This window comes from Dietzia sp. IBK-p2-15D (assembly GCF_057773105.1).
The window spans coordinates 87301-111491 of the sequence record NZ_JBYMTK010000011.1 but is presented as its reverse complement, the minus strand read 5'-3'; the positions used below and the strand labels follow the sequence as shown (position 1 = coordinate 111491).

Annotated in this window: 23 protein-coding genes and 1 riboswitch; of the genes, 9 read left to right on the top strand and 14 right to left on the bottom strand. The window is 72.2% G+C overall.

From position 1 onward, the window contains the following. Positions 1-23: 23 nt before the first annotated feature. Entirely contained in the window at positions 24-1148 is a 1125-nt protein-coding gene (locus AC3DEV_RS14370; protein WP_488372536.1) for a uroporphyrinogen-III synthase, read from the top strand. Between the two features lie 234 nt (positions 1149-1382). On the opposite strand, the gene nirD is transcribed toward AC3DEV_RS14370, so the two are convergent. The 5 genes from nirD to AC3DEV_RS14345 all read right to left on the bottom strand — a co-directional run bounded on the left by nirD (position 1383) and on the right by AC3DEV_RS14345 (position 9582). Next, positions 1383-1805 carry a nitrite reductase small subunit NirD gene (gene nirD / locus AC3DEV_RS14365; RefSeq protein WP_096905950.1) on the bottom strand — a complete coding sequence of 141 codons (423 nt, stop codon included), beginning with the start codon at positions 1803-1805 and terminating at the stop codon, positions 1383-1385. A gap of 128 nt (positions 1806-1933) precedes the next feature. Further along, the gene (gene nirB / locus AC3DEV_RS14360; RefSeq protein WP_488372525.1) at positions 1934-4477 is read right to left on the bottom strand and encodes a nitrite reductase large subunit NirB; all 2544 of its coding nucleotides are present in this window, start codon (positions 4475-4477) and stop codon (positions 1934-1936) included. 216 nt (positions 4478-4693) lie between these two features. Next, positions 4694-5380: a DUF3239 domain-containing protein gene (locus AC3DEV_RS14355; protein WP_069390400.1), complete on the bottom strand. Its 687-nt coding sequence runs from the start codon at positions 5378-5380 to the stop codon at positions 4694-4696. Positions 5381-5433: 53 nt separating this feature from the next. After that, positions 5434-7101, bottom strand: a complete 1668-nt coding sequence (locus tag AC3DEV_RS14350) for a DNA repair helicase XPB (RefSeq protein WP_488372524.1) — start codon at positions 7099-7101, stop codon at positions 5434-5436. Between the two features lie 66 nt (positions 7102-7167). Then, complete coding sequence (locus AC3DEV_RS14345; RefSeq protein ID WP_488372523.1) at positions 7168-9582, bottom strand: helicase-associated domain-containing protein; 2415 nt, start codon at positions 9580-9582, stop codon at positions 7168-7170. A gap of 102 nt (positions 9583-9684) precedes the next feature. Here AC3DEV_RS14345 and AC3DEV_RS14340 point away from each other — a divergent pair, with 102 nt between their 5' ends. Beyond that, positions 9685-9885 (top strand): hypothetical protein, encoded by a 201-nt coding sequence (locus AC3DEV_RS14340; RefSeq protein ID WP_067712692.1) that lies wholly within the window; start codon positions 9685-9687, stop codon positions 9883-9885. Positions 9886-9982: 97 nt separating this feature from the next. Here AC3DEV_RS14340 and AC3DEV_RS14335 read toward each other — a convergent pair whose 3' ends face one another. After that, complete coding sequence (locus tag AC3DEV_RS14335) at positions 9983-10618, bottom strand: transglycosylase family protein (RefSeq protein WP_132063566.1); 636 nt, start codon at positions 10616-10618, stop codon at positions 9983-9985. Between the two features lie 8 nt (positions 10619-10626). Next, positions 10627-10784, bottom strand: a riboswitch (cyclic di-AMP (ydaO/yuaA leader). Between the two features lie 181 nt (positions 10785-10965). Continuing rightward, positions 10966-11253, bottom strand: a complete 288-nt coding sequence (locus tag AC3DEV_RS14330; RefSeq protein ID WP_067712686.1) for a hypothetical protein — start codon at positions 11251-11253, stop codon at positions 10966-10968. A 115-nt stretch (positions 11254-11368) separates the two neighbouring features. On the opposite strand from AC3DEV_RS14330, the gene AC3DEV_RS14325 reads away from it, so the two are divergent. Then, positions 11369-11770 carry a cold-shock protein gene (locus AC3DEV_RS14325; RefSeq protein ID WP_067712771.1) on the top strand — a complete coding sequence of 134 codons (402 nt, stop codon included), beginning with the start codon at positions 11369-11371 and terminating at the stop codon, positions 11768-11770. Positions 11771-11778: 8 nt separating this feature from the next. Here AC3DEV_RS14325 and AC3DEV_RS14320 read toward each other — a convergent pair whose 3' ends face one another. From AC3DEV_RS14320 to AC3DEV_RS14310, 3 genes are read right to left on the bottom strand one after another with little or no spacing between them, the layout of a single operon-like run. Then, entirely contained in the window at positions 11779-12288 is a 510-nt protein-coding gene (locus AC3DEV_RS14320) for a DUF2771 family protein (protein ID WP_488372522.1), read from the bottom strand. Continuing rightward, positions 12285-13676, bottom strand: coding sequence for an MFS transporter (locus AC3DEV_RS14315; protein WP_335672888.1), 1392 nt, complete (start codon positions 13674-13676; stop codon positions 12285-12287). The genes AC3DEV_RS14320 and AC3DEV_RS14315 overlap by 4 nt, the downstream gene beginning before the upstream one ends. Next, the gene (locus AC3DEV_RS14310; protein WP_396444533.1) at positions 13669-14565 is read right to left on the bottom strand and encodes a glutaminyl-peptide cyclotransferase; all 897 of its coding nucleotides are present in this window, start codon (positions 14563-14565) and stop codon (positions 13669-13671) included. The genes AC3DEV_RS14315 and AC3DEV_RS14310 overlap by 8 nt, the downstream gene beginning before the upstream one ends. Positions 14566-14623: 58 nt before the next feature. Between AC3DEV_RS14310 and AC3DEV_RS14305 the strand changes: the two genes are divergently transcribed. Continuing rightward, positions 14624-15559 (top strand): DUF3027 domain-containing protein, encoded by a 936-nt coding sequence (locus AC3DEV_RS14305; RefSeq protein ID WP_396444538.1) that lies wholly within the window; start codon positions 14624-14626, stop codon positions 15557-15559. 5 nt (positions 15560-15564) lie between these two features. On the opposite strand, the gene AC3DEV_RS14300 is transcribed toward AC3DEV_RS14305, so the two are convergent. Then, positions 15565-15834, bottom strand: a complete 270-nt coding sequence (locus AC3DEV_RS14300; protein ID WP_488372521.1) for a DUF2530 domain-containing protein — start codon at positions 15832-15834, stop codon at positions 15565-15567. A gap of 76 nt (positions 15835-15910) precedes the next feature. On the opposite strand from AC3DEV_RS14300, the gene AC3DEV_RS14295 reads away from it, so the two are divergent. Both AC3DEV_RS14295 and AC3DEV_RS14290 read left to right on the top strand, forming a co-directional pair. Next, complete coding sequence (locus AC3DEV_RS14295) at positions 15911-17380, top strand: NCS2 family permease (protein ID WP_067712674.1); 1470 nt, start codon at positions 15911-15913, stop codon at positions 17378-17380. 27 nt (positions 17381-17407) lie between these two features. Beyond that, positions 17408-18244: a TrmH family RNA methyltransferase gene (locus tag AC3DEV_RS14290; protein WP_067712671.1), complete on the top strand. Its 837-nt coding sequence runs from the start codon at positions 17408-17410 to the stop codon at positions 18242-18244. A gap of 28 nt (positions 18245-18272) precedes the next feature. Here AC3DEV_RS14290 and AC3DEV_RS14285 read toward each other — a convergent pair whose 3' ends face one another. The 3 genes from AC3DEV_RS14285 to serC all read right to left on the bottom strand — a co-directional run bounded on the left by AC3DEV_RS14285 (position 18273) and on the right by serC (position 21468). After that, a complete protein-coding gene (locus AC3DEV_RS14285; RefSeq protein WP_185951314.1) occupies positions 18273-19193 on the bottom strand; it encodes a DUF6928 family protein in 921 nt (306 codons plus the stop codon). Positions 19194-19201: 8 nt separating this feature from the next. After that, on the bottom strand, positions 19202-20164 hold the full coding sequence (sepH, locus tag AC3DEV_RS14280) for a septation protein SepH (RefSeq protein ID WP_154830363.1): 963 nt from the start codon (positions 20162-20164) through the stop codon (positions 19202-19204). Positions 20165-20343: 179 nt separating this feature from the next. Further along, positions 20344-21468 (bottom strand): phosphoserine transaminase, encoded by a 1125-nt coding sequence (serC, locus tag AC3DEV_RS14275; RefSeq protein ID WP_488372520.1) that lies wholly within the window; start codon positions 21466-21468, stop codon positions 20344-20346. Between the two features lie 84 nt (positions 21469-21552). Between serC and pdxH the strand changes: the two genes are divergently transcribed. From pdxH to AC3DEV_RS14260, 3 genes are all read left to right on the top strand, one after another. Next, on the top strand, positions 21553-22218 hold the full coding sequence (gene pdxH, locus AC3DEV_RS14270; protein WP_478218684.1) for a pyridoxamine 5'-phosphate oxidase: 666 nt from the start codon (positions 21553-21555) through the stop codon (positions 22216-22218). Between the two features lie 148 nt (positions 22219-22366). Further along, positions 22367-23656 (top strand): citrate synthase, encoded by a 1290-nt coding sequence (locus AC3DEV_RS14265; RefSeq protein ID WP_096905937.1) that lies wholly within the window; start codon positions 22367-22369, stop codon positions 23654-23656. Positions 23657-23687: 31 nt separating this feature from the next. Continuing rightward, positions 23688-24044, top strand: coding sequence for an FKBP-type peptidyl-prolyl cis-trans isomerase (locus AC3DEV_RS14260; protein ID WP_067712656.1), 357 nt, complete (start codon positions 23688-23690; stop codon positions 24042-24044). The last annotated feature ends 147 nt before the right edge of the window (positions 24045-24191 follow it).

The following is a 24191-nucleotide window of genomic DNA, read 5'->3' as shown; positions in this document are numbered from 1 at the left end:
ATGGGGGAGTGACCGATTCCGACGTGACCACCTCCGAACCCGATCTCCCGCTGCTCGGACGCACTGTCGCCGTCACCGCCGCCCGGCGGGCCTCCGAACAACGGACCCTCCTCGAGCGGCGCGGGGCCACCGTCCTGCACGCCCCGGCGATGCACATGATCCCCATCGCCGAGGACACGGTGGTGCGCGAGGCCACCGGGCGCCTGCTCGACGCGCCCGCCGACCTCATGGTGCTCACGACCGCGGCCGGCGTGCGCTGGTGGATGCAGGTGTGCGAGGAATGGGGCCTGGCCGACGACCTGCTCGAGCTGATGGGCGCGGTCCCGCTGTACTCCCGCGGACCCAAGACCACCGGCGCGATCCGTGCCGCCGGCCTGCGCGAGCACGCCTCGGCCAAGAGCGAGGCCAGCCCGGAGCTGCTGGAGATGCTGCTCGAGCGCGGCGTCGAGGGCCTGACGATCGGCGTCCAGATCCAGGGCGCCGGCTCCGGGTGGAACCCGATGTCCGTGCTGCTCGACGGTCTGCGCGAGGCGGGTGCCGACGTGATCGAGGTGCCCGTCTACCGCTGGGAGCTGCCCGACGATCTCGCGGCACTCGACGATCTGGTGCGGACCATCGCGGCGCAGGGCGTCGACGGCGTGACCTTCACCGCGGCCCCGGCGGTGGTGGCGGTGCTCACGCGTGCCGAGGCACTGGGCGTGTTCGACGACCTGCTCGAGGCGCTGGACGCGCCCGTCGCCGCGCTGTGCGTGGGGCCGGTGACCGCGGCGCCGTTGGCCGAGCTCGGTGTGCCGTTCACCAGCCCGGACCGGATGCGGCTGGGGTCACTCATGCGGCACACCACCGACGAGCTCGCCGCCCGGACCGCGCCGATCGAGGTCGCCGGGCACGAGCTCACCGTGTGTGCGGCGGCCGCACTGGTCGACGGCAAACCGGTGGAGCTCACCCCGGCCCAGCTCGCGCTGCTGCGGGCCCTCGCCCGGCGCCCCGGGGCCTGCGTGAGCCGCGATGACCTGCTCGCGGCTCTCCCCGGAGACGGCACCGACCTGCACGCCGTCGAGACCGCGATGGGTCGCCTGCGGCGCGCGCTCGGCGTTCCCGACCTCGTGACGACCGTCGTCAAGCGCGGGTACCGACTCAGCATCTAAAGGCGCCGCCGGCCCTGCGGACTCCTCGACCTATGCGCCCTGAATGGTCCGAACCCGCAGCGTAACCCGCCTGTGAATGTGCATTCTGCCATCGCACGCCAGCGGGGCGGGGCACGCAGAAGGGGCGGCGCACGCAGAAGGGGCGGCGCACGCAGAAGGGGCAGCGCACCCGCGAGTGGGTGCGCTGCCCCTGGTTCGGGCCGGGCCGGGCCGGCGGCGCGCAGGGCCTGGGGACTACGCCGCGATCACGCGGGCATGCCGGACGGCGGGCTGGGTAGCCACGAACACCGTGCCATCGGCGGCGACCCGGGCGGGGAACACCGAGAGTCCGTGCGAGGGGTCGTCGAGGCCGCGACCGTCGGCGAGCGCATAGGCCTGCTTGCCGATCGGTGAGATCACCGCGGGTTCGCCGGCGCGGTCGCCCACCAGGCCGCGGCTCATCACGGCGGCCCGGGCGACGGGGTCGATGTTGCAGAGGGCGCGGACCTCGTCGTCGTCGATCTTGTAGACCGCCACCTGGCGGCCGTCGGGCAGCAGGGCGGCGACCCCACGCCCCGGGATGAGGCGGCCGACCGGGCAGACGGCGATCTCGGCGGGGCGCGCGGCGCCCGATGCGGGAGCGGGGCGGGTGGCGGTGAACAGCTGGGTGGTGGTCATGACGGATCTCCTCCTGGTGGGCGGAACTGGTGAGCGGAAGTCGTGGGCGGAAGTAGTGGGCGGAGCTGGTGAGCAGGAGTCGTGGGCGGGGTGGCCGGCAGAGCTGGCCGGTGTCCGGCGCGGGACCGTCAGACGCGGGCCGGCATGGACGGCGAACCGAGCAGGACCGGCACCTTGCGGCCGTCGCGCTCCTCGAACTGCACGGTGGGGTCGGGCGCCTCGGGGGCGTTGATGAAGGAGACGAACCGGCCGAGCTTGTCGGGGTCGTCCAGGACGGCCGCCCACTCGTCCACGTACCCCTCGACATGCGATTCCATCCGGCCCTCGAGCTCGGCCGCGAGCCCCAGTGAGTCGGAGCAGACGACCTCACGAAGGTGGTCGATGCCGCCTTCGAGCGACTCCAGCCACGGTGCGATCCGCTGCAGGCGCTCGGCGGTGCGGACGTAGAACATCACGGTGCGGTCGATGTAGCGGATGAGCTGGTCGTCGGTGAGATCCCCGGCCAGCAGCTGGGCGTGCCGCGGCGTCGCGCCCCCGTTACCACCGACGTAGAGGTTCCACCCGGTCTCGGTGGCGATCACGCCGACGTCCTTACCGCGCGCCTCGGCGCACTCGCGGGCACAGCCGGAGACGCCCATCTTGATCTTGTGCGGCGCCCGCAACCCGCGATACCGAGTCTCGAGCAGGACCGCCATCCCCACGGAGTCCTGCTGGCCGTAGCGGCACCACGAGGTACCCACGCAGCTTTTCACCGTGCGCAGCGACTTGCCGTAGGCGTGACCGGACTCCATGCCCGCGTCGACCAGGCGTCGCCAGATCTGCGGCAACTCCTCCACACGCGCGCCGAAGAGATCGATCCGCTGGCCGCCGGTGACCTTGACGTACAGGTCGTGGTCGCGTGCGATCTCGCCGATCACGATGAGCTGATCGGCCGTGACCTCCCCGCCGGGCATCCGCGGGACCACCGAATAGGTGCCGTTCTTCTGAATGTTGGCCAGGAAGTGGTCGTTGGTGTCCTGCAGCGAGGCCTGCTCGCCGTCGAGAACATGGTCGGAGCTGGTCGAGGCGAGGATCGAAGCGACGGTGGGCTTGCAGATGTCGCAGCCGGAGCCGCGGCCGAAGCGCCCGATCAGGCCGGAGAAGGTCCGGATCCCGGTGACCGTGACGATCTCGAACAGCTCCGAGCGGGACTGGTCGAAGTGCTCGCACAGTGCCGTGGACTGCTCGACCCCCTCGGCCTCGAGCACCTGACGCATGAGCGGCAGGCACGACCCACACGAGGTGCCGGCGCGGGTGCACGCCTTGAGTGCCGGGACGTCGCACGCCCCGCCGCAGATCGCGTCGCGCAGCGTGCCCTTGGTGACGGCGTTGCAGGAACAGATCTGGGCGTCGTCGGGCAGCGACTCCACGCCGACACCCCCGCCGTCCGCCGCGGCGCCGGGAGTGATGAGGGACAGGGGATTCGACGACGGCAAGGTGCGCCCGAGCAGCGGCTTGAGCAGCTGGTACGGGCCCGCGTCCCCGACGAACACCCCGCCGAGCAGGGTCAGGGCGTCGTCGCTGAGGACGAGTTTGGAGTAGGTGCGGGTGACGGGATCGTCCACCACCAACTCGAGGCAGCCGGGCGTGCGCCCGTGGGCGTCGCCGAAGCTGGCCACGTCCACGCCCATGAGCTTGAGTTTGGTGGCGAGGTCGGCGCCGGTGAACTCGGCGTCGGCGCCCGGACCGTCGCCCAGCCGGGCGGCGACCACCTCGGCCGAGGCGTAGCCGGGCCCGACCAGGCCGTAGCAGGTGCCCTCGATGGCCGCGCACTCGCCGATCGCGAACACGTGCGGGTCCGAGGTGCGGCACGCCCGGTCGGTCAGCACGCCGCCCCGCTCGGCCAGCGCCAACCCGGCCGCGCGGGCGAGCTCGTCACGGGGTCGCACACCGACGGAGAACACCACGACCGCCGCCTCGACCGCGGTCGTCTCGCCGTCGTCGCCGGTCAGGGCCACTTGGACTCCGTCGACACCGTCGCACGGTTCGATCACCGTGTCGGTCACGCTCAGGTGCACCTCGATGCCGCGGTCGCGGATGAGGTCGCCCAGCAGTGCGCCGCCGCGACCGTCGACCTGGACGGGCATGAGCCGGTCGTTGCGCTCCACGACGTGCGGGGTCAGCCCGATCAGACTCAACGCGTTGGCGGCCTCGATGCCGAGCAGCCCGCCGCCGATCACGACGCCGTGCGCGCCGGGCCCTGCGGTCTCGGCGGCCGCGCGGATCGCGTCGAGGTCGTCGAGGGTGCGGTAGACATGGCAGCCGGGCAGGTCGTGACCGGGCACGGGCGGGACGAACGCGCGCGAGCCGGTGGCCAGGACCAGCGTGTCGTAGGAGATGAGCTCGCCGGAGTCGAGTTCGACCTGCCGCGCGGATCGGTCGATCGCCGTGACGAGGTGGCCGGAACGGACGGTGACCCGCGGGTCGGCGGAGTGGCGGGCGTCCTCGAGGTGCAGGGCCGCACGTTCCCAGGCGCCGACGTAGGCCGAGAGGCCCACGCGGTCGTACGCGGGATCGGGTTCCTCGCCGATCACCGTGACGGCCAGGTCGGTGTCGGCGTACCGCGAGCCGAGGGTGGAGACGAATCGGTGGGAGACCATCCCGTGCCCGACGACGACGATGTGCTCAGTCATTCCTGGACCTCCTTCGAGCCTGTACCGATCAGGCTAGGAAGGCGGTGTTGCGGAACTGTGGCGTCGGATCACGGTCCCGTGACGCTTAGTTCACAGGGGGCCCGGCGGCGGGTGAGGCCGCGGACGGGCTACGGGTGCGGGCGTGCCGAGGGCGCGCGGATGCCGGGAACCGGGTGAGGGCGGTCGCTTGCGCAGATGCCGGGGGAGGGGGGCCGCTCAGTCGAGGGGGAGCAGGCTCGTCGGCGTGGCCGAGACCTCGTCCACCCGGTCGAGGTTCTGGCGCACCCGCTCCCACTCGCCGGAGGGGATCTCCTTCTCGAGTCGGCGCAGGACGGCCTTGTCGGAGGTCGCCCATGCGACGGGCATGGGTGAGATGAACTGGTACAGGTTGTCGCCGCCGCGGGCGCTGCGGTTGCCGACCACGGCCACGCACGGCACGCGCTCGCCCACGCGAACGTCGTGACCCGGGAGCTTCTCGCAGCTGCGGACGGCCAGCGCGGGGAGCTTTCCGGCGGAGCGGTCGACGGCACGGTCGACCAGCGCCAGGAGGGTCAGCCCGCGGGGGCGCACCTCGGCGATGATGGCCGGGACGAGTTCCGAGGTGGCGTAGGTGCGCTGCATCGAGCCCATTTTGCGCGGGATGTACCCGATCATCGCCAGGCATCCGAGAGCGAAGACCCCGGCCAGCGCGGCGACGATCCAGGCCCAGGCCTCGAAGCCGGAGTAGATGAGCAGGCCCACGGCCGCGGCCAGGACGAGCACACCGAGGATGCCCGCGGACCACTGCAGCCGCCGCACCTCGGCGAGGCTCTCGTTGTGCTTGCGGACCCAGGCGTCGTCGACGGGGATGTCGGCGAGGCGGTACTGCTCGTGCGGGGCGCGGGGGGTGCGATCGGCGGCCATGGGTCCAGTATCCCAGGAACCGTCCGGACCGGACCCGCGGGTGGTCGCCGGCGTCAGCCGACCTCGGGGATCGGCGGCCCCAGCAGGTCGTCGGCGTCGATGATCCGGTAGGCGTACCCCTGCTCGGCGAGGAACCGCTGCCGGTGCGCGGCGTACTCGGCGTCGAGGGTGTCGCGCGAGACCACCGAGTAGAAGTGTGCCTGGCCGCCGTCGTGCTTGGGCCGCAGCAGCCGGCCCAGCCGCTGCGCCTCCTCCTGCCGGGAGCCGAACGTCCCCGACACCTGCACGGCCACGCTGGCCTCGGGCAGGTCGATCGAGAAGTTGGCGACCTTGGACACCACGAGCGTGGAGATCTCCCCGGCGCGGAACGCGTTGAAGAGCTTCTCGCGCTCCTTGTTGAAGGTGGAGCCCTGGATGACGGGCGCGTCGAGCTCGTCGCCGAGTTCCTCGAGCTGGTCGAGGTAGGCACCGATCACCAGGGTCGGGGCGCCCGCGTGCTTGGCGAGGATGCTCTTGACCACCGGGATCTTGGTCCGCGCGGTCGAGCACAGCTTGTACTTGTCCTCCGCCTCGGCGGTGGCGTAGAGCATCCGCTCGTTCTCCGTGAGCGTCACCCGTACCTCGACGCAGTCGGCCGGGGCGATCCAGCCCTGCGCCTCGATGTCCTTCCACGGGGCGTCGTACCGCTTGGGTCCGATGAGGGAGAAGACGTCACCCTCGCGGCCGTCCTCGCGCACCAGGGTGGCGGTGAGCCCGAGTCGGCGCCGGGACTGCAGGTCCGCGGTCATCCGGAACACCGGCGCGGGCAGCAGGTGCACCTCGTCGTAGATCATCAGCCCCCAGTCGCGGGAGTCGAACAGCTCCAACGCCCGGTGGACGCCCTTGGTCTTGCGGGTGACCACCTGGTAGGTGGCGATGGTGACCGGGCGGATCTCCTTGCGCTCACCGGAGTATTCACCGATCTCGTCCTCGGTCAGCGTGGTGCGGGCCAGCAGCTCCCGCTTCCACTGCCGACCGGCGACCGTGTTGGTCACCAGGATGAGCGTGGTGGCCTTGGCCTTGGCCATCGCGGCCGCCCCGACCATCGTCTTGCCCGCGCCGCAGGGCAGCACGACGACACCCGAGCCGCCCGCCCAGAACGAGTCGGCGGCCATCTGCTGGTAGTCGCGCAGCTCCCAGGGCTCGGACTCGGTGGACAGGTCGATGTCGTGGGCCTCACCGTCGACGTACCCGGCCAGGTCGTCGGCGGGCCAGCCCACCTTCAGCAGCTCCTGCTTGAGGCGGCCGCGCTCGGACGGGTGCACCACTACGGTGTCGGTGTCGATGTCGGCGCCGAGCATGGGGGCGATCTTCTTGTGGCGTTTGACCTCGGCGAGCACCGCGGAGTCCAGGGAGACCAGGGTCAGTCCGTGGACCGGGCTCTTGACCAACTGGAGCCGGCCGTAGCGGGCCATGGTCTCGGCGATGTCCACCAGCAGCGGCTGCGGGACCGGGAAGCGGGAGAAGTTGACCAGCACGTCGACCACCTGCTCGGCGTCGTGCCCGGCGGCCCGGGCGTTCCACAGCGCCAGCGGCGTGATCCGGTAGGTGTGGACGTGCTCGGGGGCGCGCTCCAGTTCGGCGAACGGGGCCAGCGCCTGGCGCGCGTCGTTCGCCTGATCGTGGTCGATCTCCAGCAGCACGGTCTTGTCCGACTGGACGATCAGCGGTCCACCACTCACTCCGGCCCTCCTCGGGGTCTCACCGGACCCGCGTGGGTCCGACCCTCCATTGTCCAGGAATCCGGGTCAGCGGGTCGGGTCGACGTCGGAGACGGAGATCACGCGGTGCAGCGGGAGGGTGACGGGCTCGGCGGAATCGGGCTCGATCCCCTCGATCCGACCCCCGCCGACGGAGGCCGGCACGAGCAGTCGCGCGGTGGACCGGCCCTGGGCGTCGACGACCGAGACGGTGACGGCGGTGCCCGTGCTCGCCGCGTCGTGCAGGCGGGCGATGGCGGCCTCGCCGGTGTACGCGCCCCCTGAAGTACCCCGCGCCGAGCGCACCCGGTCGGCCGAGCGCATCGCCGCGACGGCCGCCCGCAGTTCGGAGGGGGTGGCCGTGCGCGTGGGGACGCGGGGCGCGCGGGTGATGCGGCTCTCCCGGACACGGGCCACCGGCCGGGTCAGGGCGACGACGGCGCCGGTCGTGTCCTCGACGACGGGGGAGAACCCGTGCTCGCGCAGGGCCTCCACCAGGTCCAACGGCCGGGCCTGGGAGATGAGGACGGTCGGCGCGACGGTCCGCAGTGCGCAGTTCTCGGCCACCGGGGAGCTGAGGACCTGGGCGACCAGCGACGGGTCGTCGCACCGGACGAAGGACAGGGCGGTACCCACCCGCAGCCGACCGTGACGACGGGCCACGTCCTCGATGAGGTAGTCCAGCGATTGCGGGACGGGGGTGACGGAGGTCCGGGCGAGCAGGTCCCGGATCCCCGCCGCCGTGCGCCCGGCGTCGAGTGCGCGACGCACGGAGGTCTCGGTGACGCGGTAGGTGGTGGCGGCGCCGGCCGACTCGACGTCGGCCAGGAGCGCGAACTCCGCGGCGAGCTCGGGCACGAGCGGGCCGGGGGCGAGGATCGTCAGGTCGGCCTGGACGATGACCTCCGAGACCGGGTCTGGCAGGGCGGCGACGAGGACCGGTTCGAGGTCCTCGACGCCGGGGGCGGGGGTGCCGTCATGGGTGGTGGCGGTGTGGGTGGCGGCTCCGGCGACGGGTGCGTGGGTGTCGCCGGCGAGGGCCCTGGCCGCGCTGGTGGCGGTGGTCCCGACGACGAGTCCCATCAGACGCGCCTCCGCCACGGTCTCGGCCACGGGCCGGGAACCCGCACGCGAGAACCACACCGGCGAGGACCAGCGCACCACCTCCGTCAGCAGTGTGGCGTCGGGCTCCGCTGCGGGGTCCAGGGCGGCCAGCGCCTTCAGGACCCGGATCCGTTCGGTGGGTCCGGGCGGGCCGATGGGCTCACCCAGTGCGGGCACGGTGCCGCCGCCCTCGATCTCGGACCCGACCCTCCACGGCGTCCGCGGCATGGACCACCACGCGAGGACGAGCTCGGCCCAGCGGCGTGCGGGTTCGCGGGCCGACCACACGTCGGCGGCCTCGGTGGGCGCCCACACCGAGTCGAAGGCCACGTCGCCGACGTCGGCGTCGCCGACCGCGATGAGTCCCGCGGCCGCGAGGACCTCGAGCAGCAGGGGGAGCTCGCGCTCGACGAGGCCGGAGGCGCGGGCCACCCGCCGCAGTTCGCGCACCCCGACACCGCCGGCTTTGAGGGTGGCGGCCGGGGCGGTCGACAGGGCGGAGAGGACCGAGTCGCAGCGGTGCAGCAGCTCGAGGGCCGCGACGCCGCCGGAGGCGTCGACCCGGCCCGCCCCGCCCGCGGCCGCCCCGGCCCTCGGAGCGGCCCACGCAGGGGCGTGGAGCAGCGACGATCCCTCGTCGCGGGCGCCGTGGCGGGCCCGGTCCAGCGCGTGGGCACGCGGGACGACCACCTCGCCGTCGTCCCCACCGGTCACCTCCGCGAGCCCCGCGCCGGCCAGTTCGGTCGCGGCGGCACGCACCGGCTCCGACGCCCCGGCGCCGAGAGCCCCGACGGGGGTGCGCCCGCGGGCGATCGCCTCGAGCACCCCGACCGCCGGAGCGGACAGGCCGCCCCAGGCGACGTCGAGGGCGGCGCCCGCGGGCTCGCCGGGGTGCGGCGCCACCACCGGGGCCGACCGGACGGCCACCGCCGTGACGGGCACCATCCGGACATGGTCCCCTCCGCCCCAGAGCAGGGTGAGGTCGCGGAGACGGGCGAGGGCGGCGTGGAAGACGGGCTCGTCGTCGTCGACACCCAATCGGCCCGACACCGCGCCCAGCGGCACCGTCCCGGAATCGGCTCCCACCGCGGCGGCGGTGGCCAGGACCACGAGCTCCGGCCACGTCAGGGTCCCCAGCGCGCGGGCGGTGGACGCCGGCAACCGCAGCCTCGACGCGAGCACGTCGATCGAGGCCGGGGGAGGGGTGGCCACATCTGGACGCGACTCGCACACGCGGACGAGCGCGTCATCGGACAGTCCGGCCAGCCACGCGGGGAAGTCCGGCTCGTCGCCGGCGGCACCGGGGGAACCAGCACGGCGGGGGGCGACACGGCGGGAGGAGGCTCGGGAACTCGGCATGATCCGTCCCAGCCTAGTGAGATCGCGGCGGCGGTGAGGACCGTCCGGGTCCGATACGACCCGGATGCTGACGGGACGCCCGCGAGGTGAGACACTGGACACGTGGCTGCCAAGAAGAATCTGACCCATGACAACCCGGGATGGCCCGACGCCTCGTTCGGCGAGCACCCGGTGACCGAACTCGCCGCGCTGGTCGCGGGAGGCCTGTCCCCCTTCGGGCAGGAGACCTTCCCGCTGCCGCAGCATCGGCTGGGCTACCTCCACCCGGAGACGGTGGTCAACAGGACCGTCCGCACCCGCTGAGCGCGACGCACTCACACACGAGGAAGGGCCGCCACTCCCTGCAGGGGGTGGCGGCCCTTCCTCGTGGTCCGTGGACCGGGGCTGCGCGGGTGACGCGTCAGTTGGCCAGGTAGGTGGCGAAGAAGCCGTCCACCAGGTCCTGGTTGCCGGCGTAGGCGGCGTCGACGGCGTCCCGGTTGGCCTCGTAGGTGTCGGCGATCGGCAGCACGATGCCGCGGCCCTCGGCGAAGGAGGACAAGGTCGCCACGTGATCGGCGGCGGTGACCGCCTCCGGGGCGGCGGGCGCGGCCGGGGCGTGGGCACGCGGGGCCGGCGCGGGCGCCGGGTTGGACAGGTCGCGCGGGGTCGGCGCGGAGTTCAGGCCCAGCTTGGCCGAGCAGGCGGGCCAGGCGCCCCAGCCCTGACCGGCGAGGGTCTTCTCGGCGATCGCGATCTGCTGCTCGCGCGTGGCCTGGTTGGCCGTCGGGGCGTACTGCGTACCGCCGTAGGCGGCCCAGGTGCTCGGCGAGAACTGCAGGCCGCCCTGGTACCCGTTCCCGGTGTTGATGCCCCAGTTGCCGCCGGACTCACACTGGGCCAGGCGGTCCCAGTCGGAGTCGGGGGCGGCGTTGGCGGCCGGCGCGAGGGCCAGGCCGGCGGCGGAGAACGCGGTGCCCGCGAGGACGACCTTCACAGCGTTCCTGGGCGCTGAGGAGGCGGCGGCGGCACGGTGGCGTCCGGTGTAAGAGGTCATGTCGTCAGTCCTTTTCACTCTGTGCCTACGGGGTGAGCTGTCGGGTTCGGACGAGTGCGTCCGGCCGCCGGTGGCGGCTTCACCCCAAGGCGACCATCGGTCGCCGGGCCCGTGGTGGGCCCTGTCGGGTCCCCCGTCCCCGCCCGGGTAATGGTCACTGTGGCATCGGCCGCTGGGCGGGGTTCGGTAGGTGCGTCCGATGCCGACTCGCTGACGAGTCTGCTACGAAACTGTAGCGGTCCGATGCCGGATCGTCACCATTCTGAAATAAACCGAGGCAGTCTGGGGCTGACGTGCGTGCCGTTATCGGCTCGTTACCAGCGGTGTTCGCGGGAGGGTGTGGTTGATCACACCGAGGGCGGTCGCGAGCCGAGGATGGCGTAGAGCAGCCCCAGCAGGAACCCGACCGGCGTGAACAGCATCGCGCCGAGATACAGGAGGGTCGGCGCGTCGCGGCCGAGCACGAACGGGGTCAGCGCCGCCGCGACGGTGAACAGCACCCCGATCGTGAAGATGACGAGCGCCGTCACGAACAGGCCCCGGCGTCGTGGCCGCACGGGGTCGGCTGCCCGGGTGGACGCCGCGGCGTCAGGTGTCCAGGGGTCGTCGGCGGGGCGTCGATCGTCGGCGGTCACACGGGGAGGTTACCGCTCGCCTCGCGGTGGGCACCAACGCGCACGAGGGTAGTCTCGGGGCATCAGTCATGGTTGTCGGTCGCGTATGCCGCGTCCGGTCGGAAGGTGGTTCGCGGTGCCCAGCGGCAAGGTCAAGTGGTACGACGCGGAGAAGGGCTTCGGCTTCCTGTCCCAGGAGGGTGGCGAGGATGTCTACGTGCGCTCCGAGGCGCTGCCCGCGGGGGTCGAGACGTTGCGTCCGCGCCAGCGCGTGGAGTTCGACATGGTCTCCGGGCGCCGCGGCCCCCAGGCGTTGCGCGTGGTGGTCCACGACGAGCCGACGGTCGCGGAGGAGCGGGCCCCGAGGAGCGGGCCCCGACGTTCGGCGGACGAGCTGCACGGGATGGTCGAGGACATGATCAAGGTGCTCGAGTCGACCGTCCAGCCCGAGTTGCGCCGTGGTCACCGGCCGGAGGCCAAGGTCTCGGGCCGGGTGGCGTCGGTGCTCCGCGCGGTCGCGCGCGAGCTGGACGCCTGACCCACGGATCAGTCGGCGTAGGTGAAGCGCACCGACCACTCGCCGTTGAGGATCGACTCCGACCCGTCGGCGGCATAGACGATCGCGACCGCACGGATGGCGAGGCCCTCGATCCGGCCCTCCTCCGGGGTGGTCACGGGCACCAGCAGCTGGCCCGGCCCGCCGGCCTCGACGGTGTAGTCGCGGGAGCCGTCGGCGCGGATCTCGTAGACGTCCATCGTCGACGCACGCAGCTCTCCGGGCAGCCGGACGGTGAGGATGTCCTCATCCTGCACCCGGAACTCGCCGACCGGATTGGTGAAGGTGTTCCCGTCCAGGTCGGTCGCGGTGAATGGCAGCACGGTCACCTGGCTGCGATCGCTCGCGACGGTCACCTCGGGTAGTGCACCGTATCGGGCCTCCGAACCCTGCCAGGCGCCGACGATCGCGGCGATCATGATGATCATCCACGCCGCGATCGCCCAGGTGATGGGACGGATACGGGAGCCGGTCGACGGGGTCTCGTTGCGGGAGCTCACTCCCTCATTCTGCCGAGGGGCCGGGTGTCGGCCACACCCGGGTCGCGCGGCGGGCCCGGGAAGCGCGGCCTGTTGCCGCCGAGGCCGGGGACGAGGGTCGACCCGCGGCCGGTCAGGTGCGATTGCGCGAACATCAGGGCGCCGACCACGGCGATCACCGAGAACCCCACGGTGAAGTCGGTCGGCAGGAGGACGCCCAGTGCTCCGCCGAGGACCCACGCCACCTGCAGGGCGGTCTCGGAGCGACCGAAGGCCGAGGAGCGTGCGGCGTCCGGGATGTCCGTCTGGACCGACGCGTCGAGGGCGACCTTGCCCAGGGCGCTGCACACCGCCGCGACGAGCGCGAGGACGGCCGCGGCCCAGATGGTCCCGAGGAACGCGGCGACGACGGCGGTCGCCAGGGCCGCCCCCGCGGCCGTGCCGGCGATCCGTTCGGGCCGGCCCAGCGGGAGCCGCGCACCGACGGCGTTGCCGGCGAAGGTACCCAGCCCGCCGGCGGCGCCCGCCATCGCCAGGAGGCCGGCCTGCTCGATCGCGGTGGCGTCCTCCTGGGCCTTGGCCATGAACGCCAGGAACAGGGTGAGGAAGCCGGTCATGAAACGCAGGAGCGACACCGCCCACAGGTTCGCCAGGACGTTCCTGCCCAGCGGCCGCGTGAGGACCGCCCGGAGGTCACCGGTCAGACTCGGGCCCCGCTCCATCCGCAGGGTGGCGGACTCCTCGTCCCGGGACGCCTCGGCGTGCGCGGGGATGGTCACGGCGACGTAGGCCGCGACGAGGGCGACCGCTGCGAGCAACCACAGGGCGGCGTCGGAGTCCCACAGCCATGCCACGGCGCCGGCTGTGGCCCCTGCGATGAGGCTGCCGCAGACGTGCCCCAGCACGGTCAGGCGGGAGTTGGTGCGGACCAGGTCCAGGGTCGGGGGCAGCACGTGGGGGGTGATGGACGCCTTGACGACGCCGAACGTCTTGGACAACACGAGCATGCCGAGCGCGAGGGGGTACAGGAGCCAGGAGTCGAAGTTCAACGCGAGGATCACCGCGAGCACCGCACGCAGGGTGAACGTCAGTGAGACGGTGAGACGTCGGCCCCGGTGGAGGCGGTCCAGGGCGGGGCCGATGACGGGCGCGATCAGCGCGAACGGCGCGACCGTGACCAGGAGGTACAGCGCCACGCTGGCGCGGGACTCCGCGGTCGCGGCGGAGAAGAACAGGGTGTTGGCCAGGGCCACGGCGAGAATCGCGTCGCAGGCGAAGTTGGCGACCGTGACGTAGCTGAGCGGAGCGAGTCCCGAACGGTCCGCGCCGTCGGCGTGGAAGACCCGGCGCACGCCCCGTCCGGCGGAGGAGGCGGCGCGGCGCGCGGGACCGGCGGTACGCTCACCCAACGAGGCGCACCTCGTACATGGTCGGCCACAGCTTGCCGGTGAGCAGGACGTTCCCGGAGTCCGGCAGTGCCGCGATCCCGTTGAGCACGGCATCGGGGTCGGCGGGCCGCGGTTGCTGGAGCTGCCCGGCGTCGTAGATGGCGGTGACCTGCCCCGTGGCGGGGTCGATCCGCACGATCTCGTCGGTCATCCACACGTTCGCGAGGACCGAGCCGTCCGCACACTCCAGCTCGTTGAGCCGGGTGACCGGCGTGCCCCCGGAGGTCACCGACACGCGTCCGGTCGGCTCGAAGGTCGTCGGGTCGCGGAAGGTCAGGGTGTCGGAGCCGTCGCTCATCACCAGCGCCGTGCCGTCGGAGCACAGGCCCCAGCCCTCGCCCTCGTACGGGACCTCGGAGCGCACCTCGAGGGTCTGCGGGTCGCGGTTGTGGGCGATGCCCTTCTGCCAGGTGAGGGTCCACAGGGTGTCGGGGGTGACGGCCAGGCCCTCGCCGAACTCGTCCCCCGCCATGGCGACGGTCACCGCGGGCTCGCCACCCCCCAGCGGTCGACGCTGGACCACGGAACGGCCGACCCGCCCCGTCGACTCGTAGATCTCGTCGCCCACCACCTGTAGCCCCTGGGTGAACAAGGACGGGTCGTGCTCGAGCGTGCGCACGACCTCCACCGAGCCGCGCGCGGGTTGCGGGTCCGACGGCCCGACCGGCACCCGGGGGGCCGCCGAACTCCCGGCGGCCGAGCCGGAGGGGACGCTCGACGAGGCCAGGGAAGCGCCGGCGGAGGTGGTGGCGGGCGGTGCTCCTCCGTCGTCCGAGGAACACGCCGTGAGTGCGGCGACGAGGCTCAGGGACACGACGAGGGGGCCGACCGGGCCGAGGGCGCTGCGCATGCCCCCCAGGATGCCGCACGACGGGCCGGGCCGTGACCTCCACGCGGAGATGCGCATAATGGGAGGGGTGAACACCGGGGTAGGCACGGATCAGGGGTCGGATTTCGACGGCGCGCTGCGTGAGCGGCTGGCCTCCGGCGTCGACGTGGCCCGGTCGGCGGTCGAGGAGTTCGCCGCGGAGGGTGTGGGGGAGCACCTCGGCAGCACCGTCGAGGCGGAGTTCACCACCACGCACCGGTTCGCCTCCGAACTGCCCGGGTACCGAGGTTGGTACTGGGCCTGCGTCCTCGCGCTCGTGCCCGGTGGTGACCTGACCGTCGACGAGATCGCGCTCCTCCCGGGAGCGGACGCGCTGGTCGCCCCCGAGTGGGTGCCGTGGGATCGGCGCATCCGGCCCGGGGACCTCGGCGCCGGGGATCTGCTCCCGCCGCCCGAGGACGACGACCGGCTCGTCCCCGGCTACACGCTGAACGGCGACGACGAGCTGGACGAGGCCGCGGGGCCGATCGGTCTCGGCCGACCGCATCACCTGAGCTGGGAGGGGCGGGCCGCCGCCGCCGACCGGTGGACGGTCGAGCGCGGACCGGACACCGAGATCGCCCGGGCCGCCAAGCACCACTGTGGGACCTGTGGGTTCCTGGTGCCCGTGGCCGGGTCCCTGGGCGCCCTGTTCGGCGTCTGCGCCAACGAGTTCTCCGCCGACGGGCAGGTCGTCCACCTCGAGTACGGCTGCGGCGCCCACAGCGAGGTCGAGATCCCCTCCGACACCGGGCCGGCTGTTGCCGAGGCGTACGACGACGCCGCCGTCGACGTGGTGGTCCTGCCCCAGCAGCTCGCCGCGACCGCACGTGCCCGCTCCGCCGCCGATGACCGCACGGACGATCAGGCCGCGTCCGGCCACCCTGCGTCCGGCCACGCCGCGTCCGGTGCGGCCGCCCCCCACGAGGGTGGGGACGCCGAGACGTCTGTCGACGAGCCCACGTCTGCGGACTGACCCGCTCAGTCCAGGTCGTAGTCCAGGCCCTGTTGGGCACCCGCGCTGCCGCGTAGTACGGCCCGGCGCTGCAGTGCGTAGACGATCGTGCCGACCGCCCCGACGCCGACGCCGACCGCGCCCAGGATGACCGAACGCATGTCGACCTCCTCCATGAGCATGTGGGTCAGGAGGGCCAACGTCCACGCCAGGGTGCCGATGATGACGACGGGTCGGGGGTCCAGCAGGTAGGCGGGAATCCGGGGGACCCCCGGGTCTGTCGACTCGTCCGTCATGACCGCGACGCTACCGCAGGCGGCGGGGCGGTTACTCTATGACGGTTCCTCACCCACAGCTCAGGAAGGTCACCAGATGTCGCAGAGCACCGGGGCCCCGTCGCAGCCCCCCACCAAGGTCGGGGCGCTCGATCGCTACTTCAAGATCAGCGAGCGCGGCTCGACGGTGTCCCGCGAGGTCCGCGGCGGGCTCGTCAGCTTCTTCGCGATGGCCTACATCATCATCCTCAACCCGCTGATCCTCGGCTCGGGCACCGACGTCGAGGGCAACCAGCTGTCGATCGTCGAGATCGCCGCGGTCACCGCCTTCACGGCGGGCGTGATGACCATCGCGTTCGGTGCGATCGCGCGGTACCCCTTCGCATTCGCCACGGGCCTGGGGATCAACTCGCTCGTCGCCGTCACCATCGCGCAGCAGGTGACCTGGGCCGAGGCCATGGGCCTGGTGGTCATCGAGGGCATCATCATCGTGATCCTCGCCGTCACCGGGTTCCGCACCGCCGTGTTCAACGCGGTGCCCGGCGAGCTCAAGGCGGCCATCGCCGTCGGCATCGGCCTGTTCATCGCGATGGTCGGTGTCGTCGACTCCGGTTTCGTCCGCCGCCTCCCGGACGCGGCCGGCACGACCGTCCCGGTGGGGCTGGGCATCAACGGGTCGATCGCCTCGTGGCCCACCTTCGTCTTCGTCGTCGGTCTCCTGCTCTGCGGAATCCTCGTCGCACGCCAGATCCGCGGCGGCCTGTTCATCGGCATCGTCGTCACCGCGGTATTCGCGGTGATCGTCGAGGCCCTAGCGGACGCGGGCCCGTCCTTCGTCGACGGCGAGCCCAATCCGACCGGCTGGGGCCTCGCGGTCCCCGGCATCCCCGATTCTCTCGGGGGCATCCCGAACCTGTCGCTGATCGGCCAGGTGGACCTCATCGGCGCGTTCGTCCGCATCGGGCCGCTGGCCGCGGGACTGTTCGTCTTCACCCTGCTGCTCGCCAACTTCTTCGATGCCATGGGCACTTTCACCGGCCTCGGCAAGGAAGCCGAGCTCATGGACGACAAGGGCAACCTGCCCAACATGAAGGCCGCGCTGGTCGTCGAGGGATTCGGTGCCGTCGCCGGCGGTCTGACCTCGTCGTCGTCGAATACGGTGTTCCTCGAGTCCGCCTCCGGCATCGCCGAGGGAGCCCGGACGGGCCTGGCGAACGTCGTCACGGGCGGGTTGTTCCTGCTGGCGATGTTCTTCACCCCGCTGTACGAGGTCGTCCCGGTCGAGGCCGCCGCGCCCGCGCTGGTGATCGTGGGTGCGCTGATGATCTCGCAGATCAAGGCGATCGACCTGACCAACTTCGCGGTCGCGCTACCGGCGTTCCTCACGATCGTGGCGATGCCGTTCACGTACTCCATCGCCAACGGCATCGGGATCGGTTTCATCGCCTGGGTCGTCATGGCAACGGCCACCGGCAAGGGCCGCACCGTGCACCCGATCCTCTGGATCGTCGCGGTCGCGTTCGTCGTGTACTTCGCGATCGGTCCCATCACCGACGCGCTGGCCTGACCGGCCGGCGGGAGGAGCGACCGAACCGTGCACGTCGTCGACGTCTCCGACCCCGCCGACCCCAGGCTGGACGACCTCCGCGACCTCAACAACTCCGACCGGCGGCCCGACCTGCCCGGCGGGCGGGGACTGGTGATCGCCGAGGGCACGTACGTCGTGGGCCGCATGCTGCTCTCGCGCTTCCGGCCACACGTCCTCCTGGGTACCGACGCGCGGTTGCACCAGTTGCGCAGGGAGGCCGCCGCCGAGGGGTGGGACGCCGACGAGCGCGCGGGCGACGCGGTGTACCTGCGCACCACCAAGGACGTCCTCAGCGAGGTGATCGGCTTCCGGTCCAGCCGCGACATCCTCGCCGCCGCGGACCGGCCCGCACCACTGCCGGTCGAGGAGGTGCTGGACGGCGCGCGGACGCTCGTCGTGCTCGAGGGCGTCAACGACCCCGAGAACCTCGGCGCGATCTTCCGCAACTGCGCTGCCCTCGGGGTCGACGGCGTGCTGTTCGGGGCGGCCGCCGGGGACCCGCTCTACCGGCGGGTCGTGCGGGTGTCGATGGGACACGTGCTCCGCCTGCCGTTCGCCCACCTGCCCGGCACGCCCACCACCTGGCAGCGTTCGCTCGAGGACCTGCGGGAGCGGGGCTTCCGGACCGTCGCCCTGACGCCGTCCGCCGACACCCCGCTGTCCCGGGCCGTCGACGCCGACAGGGTGGCGTTCGTGCTCGGCGCGGAGGGCCCGGGGCTCACCGAGCACGCGATGCGTGCCTGCGATGTGCGGGCCGCGATCCCCATGACCGACGGCACGGATTCGCTCAACGTCGCCACCGCCGCGGCGGTCGCGTTCTACGAGCGGTCCCGCCGGGACTGACCCGCTCGCGACGGGCCGCGTCGACCCGCTAGCGGGATCCGCCGTCGCGACGGCGGCGGGACACCGAGTCCGCGCCCCGGCGCACGGCGTCACCGACGAGGCCGGCGATGCTCCGTATCCGGCCGCCGCGCGCACCCCCGCCCGGCCCGCGGGATCCGGAGGGGAGCCGCTCGTAGTCGTCGTCGGCGTAGGGGGAGGGCCCGCCGGCGGCGCTGTCGCCATCGGCGTCCGTGTCGGACCCGACGCCGGCGGCACGCCTCGCGGCCGCGTGGAGCTCGGCGCGGCCCGGCATCCCCACGACGTGCAGCGCCGGCCCGGAGAGCGGGGTGTGCTGGCGTACCTCGCGGCGACCGTCGGTGGCGAACCCGTGGACCGGCACGTCGAGACCCCCCGGCTCCAGGTCGAAGCCGAGCCAGTCGCGGTGGGCGGCGTGGAGGAGTGACGACGGCGAGAACGGCAACGCCAAGGGGGTGTCGGTCGCCGTGTCGAGCGGGAACTCGCCGGCCCAGTAGGGCCTCTCGAACGGCAGGGGCATGCCCTCGTCCTCGACGATCCGGTCGTCGGCCCCGGCGAACGCTCGCACGAGCCGCCCCGACTCCCACCGGGCGAATCCGCTCACCCCGTCCTCCGCATCCTGGGCGAACAGCAGGATGGTGGGCGCCTCGACCAGCTTCAGCCACGACTCCGGGGTGGCGGACGGCGTGATGGGCCCCTCCATCGGGGTCTGGACGACGGTGAGTCCCGGGAACGAGCCCACGTAGATCTCCCCCGGCCCGGCCGAGGCCGAGCGGTTGAGCGGGAACGCGCCCAGGGACGCCACCGTGACCGTGGGGAACAGCCGCGACAGCAGACGTCGCGCGAAACCGGGGTCGGACGGCTGTCCCGCCCGGATCGGTGCGGCGGGATCGTCCGTGGCCAGATACCAGAAGGTTGCGACGTGGTGTCCCATGACCGGACTCAGTCGTCCTTACCGCGGACCCCGAGCAGGACGTCCTCCCACGAGGGCATCGTGGGATGACGGCGCGAGGGGCGTCGTTCGGGTTCGGTGGGCGTGGGCTGGAGGAAGTCCTCGTTGTCGGTGTTGTCGTCGTCGTCGTTGTCGTTCCCGCCACGCACCCCCGCGGGGCGCGAGGCGCCGGACGTCGGCTCCGACCGCCCGGACGCCACCGGTCCCGTCCCCGCGGGAGGGGCGGATGCGGCGGGGGTGGACGGTCCGGCTGGTGTCGACGATCCGGCTGGGGTGGCCGGCGCGGCGGACGGCGCGGGGACCGCGTGGATCGGCGGCGGGCCCGGCGGCAGCGGGGGAGGAGACGAGACCGAGCGCAGCGCCGTCGCGCGCGAGGGGTCGAGGATGTTCTCGGCCTCGTCGTCGAGGGCCCGGGCCGAACCGCCGTGCGAGTCGGGGACGAACGACCACGTCGCACTGGCGTCGTCGGACAGGCCCGCCGGCCAGGAGGTACGGACGACCCACCCACCGGACCGGTCACGCCAGGCGTCCCAGACGACCAGGTCCGGGTCCACGCCACGGCGGTCGAGGGCGGCACCCACCCGGTCGGCGAGCGTGTTGAGGGCCGGGCCGTCCGGCAGCACCGGATGGGCGCCCTTGGCCATGTCGGCGGCGTTGGCGCGTTCCAACAACACCGGCACGGCGAACCCCTGGATCCGCGACAGTGACACGCCGGCGTCGGCGGCGACCTCCTCCGGGGAGGCGCCGTGCCGGATGCGGTCCTGGATCTCGCGGGGGCGCAGCGTGCCGGTCACGGGAGCCCGACCGGACCCACCGCCGGGCACGAACTCACCACGGGCGGCCGCCCGCAGACGATCATCGAGTGGGAGGGAGAACTTCTCGCCGGAGTCCGGGACCTCGCATTCGACGACCGACGACTCGGTGTCCACACCGACGATCCTCAGCTTCCGCATGCCGCCTCCTCGACTCCTCGCGGTCCCGTGGGCGGCTCGAGGGGTCGAGTGGCGCGCACCCGGGTCCTGGGCGTTGATCCACATGGTAGGTCAGCACAGCCCACCCGGCGCGCGGACGGGCCGGGTGGGCTGCGGAAAACTGCAGACGATGCTGCGCGGGTGGCCCCGGAGGACGCCGATCAGGCGAGCTGGCCGACCACGTGGTCGATGCAACGGGTCAGCTGCGTGACGTCCTCCGGCTCGATCGCCGGGAACATGCCGATGCGCAACTGGTTGCGGCCCAGCTTGCGGTACGGCTCGGTGTCGAGGATGCCGTTGGCGCGCAGCGTCTTGGCGACCTTCGCGGCGTCGATCTTCTCGTCGAGGTCGATGGTGCCCACGACCTGCGAGCGGTGGGCCGCCTCGGTGACGAACGGGGTGGCGTAGTCGCTGGCCTCGGCCCAGTCGTAGAGGCGCGAGGACGAGTCCTTGGTGCGCGCGACGCACCAGTCCAGACCGCCCTGGGAGTTCATCCACTCGATCTGCTCGGCGAACATGATCAGCGTGGCCACGGCCGGGGTGTTGTACGTCTGGTTCTTGCGCGAGTTGTCCACCGCGGTCGGCAGGGACAGGAAGTCCGGGCACCAGCGGTCGGTGGCGGCGATCTCGTCGACCCGCGCGAGCGCGGCCGGGCTCATGATCGACACCCACAGGCCACCGTCCGAAGCGAACGACTTCTGCGGGGCGAAGTAGTAGACGTCGGTGTCGGCGATGTCGACGGGCAGCCCGCCGGCGCCGGAGGTGGCGTCGATCGCCACCAGCGCGTTGTCCGAGCCGGCCGGACGGCTCACGGGGAGCATGACGCCGGTCGAGGTCTCGTTGTGGGCCCAGCCGATGAGGTCGACCGACGGGTCCGAGGTCGGCTCGGGGGCCGAACCGGGCTCGGAGGAGATGACGATCGGGTCGGCCAGGAACGGCGCACCGCCGGTGACCTTGGCGAACTTGGAGGAGAACTCACCGTAGGTCAGGTGCAGCGACTTCTCGCGGACCAGTCCGAAGGCGGCGGCGTCCCAGAACGCGGTGGTGCCGCCGTTGCCCAGCACGACCTCGTAGCCGTCGGGCAGGGAGAACAACGAGGACAGGCCGTCGCGCACGCGGCCCACGACATCCTTGACCGGGGCCTGCCGGTGACTGGTGCCCATCACGGTGGTGGCGGCGTCGGACACGGCCGCGATCTGCTCGGGACGGACCTTGGACGGGCCGCAGCCGAAGCGGCCGTCGGCGGGCTTGAGGTCGGCGGGGATGGTGGGCAGCTGATCGCTCATGCTCTTGGGGTGCCGTTCGGTCGGGGTGTGGGACGTGGTCCATCGTAGTCCGGCCCGTCGGTGGCCCGGAGTACCGTCTGGGTCATGGAGGAACCCGCCCTGGAACCGACCGATTTCGACGTGATGCGGGTCGGGTACGGCCTGCATCCGCGCTTGGACGTCGCCGACCTGGACGACGGGTGGCTGCCGCTGTTCACCGCGTGGTTGGAGGAGGCGGGTCGTCGAGGTGTCCGTGAGCCCAACGCGATGGTGCTCGGCACCGTCGGTGCCGACGGCCGGCCCTCGACCCGGACGGTGCTGTGCAAGGGCGCCGACGAGCGGGGGGTGACGTTCTTCACGACGACGACGTCCCGCAAGGGCGCGCAGTTGGCGGAGACCGGGTACGCATCGGTGACCTTCCCGTGGCTGGTGGCCGAACGCCAGGTCCACATCGAGGGCCCGTGCCGTCCCGTCGACCGGGCGGACAGTCTCGACTACTGGCGCACGCGGCCCCGGGGGTCGCAGGTCTCGGCGTGGGCCTCGGAGCAGTCCCGACCGGCCGAATCCGTCGAGGAGCTGGAGTCGCTGTACGCGACCGCGGAGCGGCGACTGGCGGGCGTCGACGAGATCCCCATGCCGGACAGATGGGGCGGGTTCCGGCTGGTGCCCGAACGGGTCGAGTTCTGGCAGGGCGGTCCGGACCGCTTCCACGACCGCGTCGAGTGCCTCCTGGCGGGGGAGACGTGGACGGCCCGCAGGCTCCAGCCCTGACCACCCGCGTCCAGACAGGCTGTGGGGCCGTGGGGGGAGCGTCTGAGAACTCCCTTCGAACCGTGCTCCGCCCTCACGGTAGGGTGTGGCACAGCACATTCGTGGCGGGATTCAGGCCGCCGGGACCAGTCGTCGGAGAGGGAATCGCGTGACCGCAGGCTCGAACGGTTCGGACCGCAATGCAACACTGTCCTACCCCGGCGGTGAGCTCGAACTCGATGTGGTGGAAGCGACCTGCGGAAGCGACGCGGTGCAGCTGGGTTCCCTGCTGGCCAAGACGGGGATGACGACCCTGGACGTCGGGTTCGTCAACACCTCCGCGTGCACCTCCTCGATCACCTACATCGACGGCAACGAGGGCATCCTCCGCCACCGCGGGTACCCGATCGACCAGCTCGCCGACAACGCGTCCTTCCTCGAGGTCTCCTACCTGCTCATCTACGGTGAGGACCCCACGGAGGCCCAGCTCGCCGAGTTCACCGAGAAGGTGCTCGCCGAGACGACGCTGCCCGGCCAGATGATGCCGCTGCTGCAGGCCTTCCCCCGCGACACCCACCCGATGCCCGTCCTATCGGCCGGCGTGAGCCTCTTCGGGACCCACGGTGACGACCTGGACATCGACGACCCCAAGGCCGTCGACCTGGCCACCGCCCGACTCCTCGGACGCGGCCCGACCCTGGCCGCCGCGATCGAGCGCATCCGGGGCGGCAAGGACGCCATCGACCCGGACCCGTCGCTCGGGTACGTCCGCAACTTCCTGCGGATGACGTTCGGCCCGGACTACGAGGTCACCGACGAGGTCGCCGACGCCCTCGACATGCTCCTCGTGCTGCACGCCGATCACGAGCAGAACTGCTCCACCTCCACCGTCCGCATGGTCGGTTCCTCCGAGGCCCCGCTCTACGCCTCGATCACCGGGGGCATCAACGCGCTGTACGGTCCGCTGCACGGAGGCGCCAACCAGGCCGTGCTGGAGATGCTCGAGCGGATCGACTCGGAGGGCGGCGACGCCACCGACTACATGGACCGGGTCAAGAACAAGGTCGACGGCGTCAAGCTGATGGGCTTCGGCCACCGCGTCTACAAGAGCTACGATCCGCGCGCGCAGATCGCCAAGAAGCACGCGCACGCGCTGCTGTCGCAGAGCAACGACCCGCTGCTCGAGATCGCGCTCAAGCTCGAGGAGACGGCGCTCGCCGACGACTACTTCGTCGAGCGCAAGCTCTACCCGAACGTGGACTTCTACACCGGCCTGATCTACCGTGCGATGGGCTTCCCGACGGAGATGTTCACCGTGCTGTTCGCGCTCGGCCGTATGCCCGGGTGGATCGCGCACTGGCGCGAGATGCGCGAGGATCCGTCCACCAAGATCAACCGCCCGCGTCAGGTCTATACCGGCCCGGCCGAGCGGAGTTTCACCCCGATCAGCCAGCGCTGAACCCGGGAACCTGACTCCAGGAGGAGACACCATGGACAAGCCCGAGATCGACATGCCGACGGGCCCCGCGCCCACCGACCTCGTCGCCGAGGACATCACGGTGGGGGACGGTGCCGAGGCGGTCGCCGGCGGCAACGTCACCGTCCACTACGTGGGGGTCGACTACGAGACCGGTGAGCAGTTCGACTCCTCCTGGGACCGCGGCGAGTCCATCACCTTCCCGCTCAACGGCCTGATCCAGGGTTGGCAGGAGGGGATCCCGGGGATGAAGGTCGGCGGTCGCCGCCAGCTGGTAATCCCGCCGGACAAGGCCTACGGCACCTCCGCGGCGCTGCACCCGCTCGGCGGCAAGACCCTGGTGTTCGTCATCGACCTGCTCAACGCCTGAGCCCTCCTCCCGTAGCCGGGAGACCCGATCGCCCCGTCCTCCCCACGGAGGGCGGGGCGATCGGCGTCGGTAGGGGGGCCGGCAGGGCGGAGATGGCGGGGCGGACGTCGCACGCCTCGCCCGGGCTGACGCGCACCGTGGGGAGCC

Excerpts from the sequence above, each read along its gene's own strand:
- nirD (WP_096905950.1), bottom strand. The coding sequence starts at position 1,805 with ATGACCACCACCCAGCTGTTCACCGCCACCCGCCCCGCTCCCGCATCG.
- nirB (WP_488372525.1), bottom strand. The coding sequence starts at position 4,477 with ATGACTGAGCACATCGTCGTCGTCGGGCACGGGATGGTCTCCCACCGA.
- AC3DEV_RS14355 (WP_069390400.1), bottom strand. The coding sequence starts at position 5,380 with ATGGCCGCCGATCGCACCCCCCGCGCCCCGCACGAGCAGTACCGCCTC.
- AC3DEV_RS14345 (WP_488372523.1), bottom strand. The coding sequence starts at position 9,582 with ATGCCGAGTTCCCGAGCCTCCTCCCGCCGTGTCGCCCCCCGCCGTGCT.
- AC3DEV_RS14335 (WP_132063566.1), bottom strand. The coding sequence starts at position 10,618 with ATGACCTCTTACACCGGACGCCACCGTGCCGCCGCCGCCTCCTCAGCG.
- AC3DEV_RS14310 (WP_396444533.1), bottom strand. The coding sequence starts at position 14,565 with ATGCGCAGCGCCCTCGGCCCGGTCGGCCCCCTCGTCGTGTCCCTGAGC.
- AC3DEV_RS14305 (WP_396444538.1), top strand. The coding sequence starts at position 14,624 with ATGGGAGGGGTGAACACCGGGGTAGGCACGGATCAGGGGTCGGATTTC.
- AC3DEV_RS14300 (WP_488372521.1), bottom strand. The coding sequence starts at position 15,834 with ATGACGGACGAGTCGACAGACCCGGGGGTCCCCCGGATTCCCGCCTAC.
- AC3DEV_RS14295 (WP_067712674.1), top strand. The coding sequence starts at position 15,911 with ATGTCGCAGAGCACCGGGGCCCCGTCGCAGCCCCCCACCAAGGTCGGG.
- AC3DEV_RS14285 (WP_185951314.1), bottom strand. The coding sequence starts at position 19,193 with ATGGGACACCACGTCGCAACCTTCTGGTATCTGGCCACGGACGATCCC.
- sepH (WP_154830363.1), bottom strand. The coding sequence starts at position 20,164 with ATGCGGAAGCTGAGGATCGTCGGTGTGGACACCGAGTCGTCGGTCGTC.
- serC (WP_488372520.1), bottom strand. The coding sequence starts at position 21,468 with ATGAGCGATCAGCTGCCCACCATCCCCGCCGACCTCAAGCCCGCCGAC.
- pdxH (WP_478218684.1), top strand. The coding sequence starts at position 21,553 with ATGGAGGAACCCGCCCTGGAACCGACCGATTTCGACGTGATGCGGGTC.
- AC3DEV_RS14260 (WP_067712656.1), top strand. The coding sequence starts at position 23,688 with ATGGACAAGCCCGAGATCGACATGCCGACGGGCCCCGCGCCCACCGAC.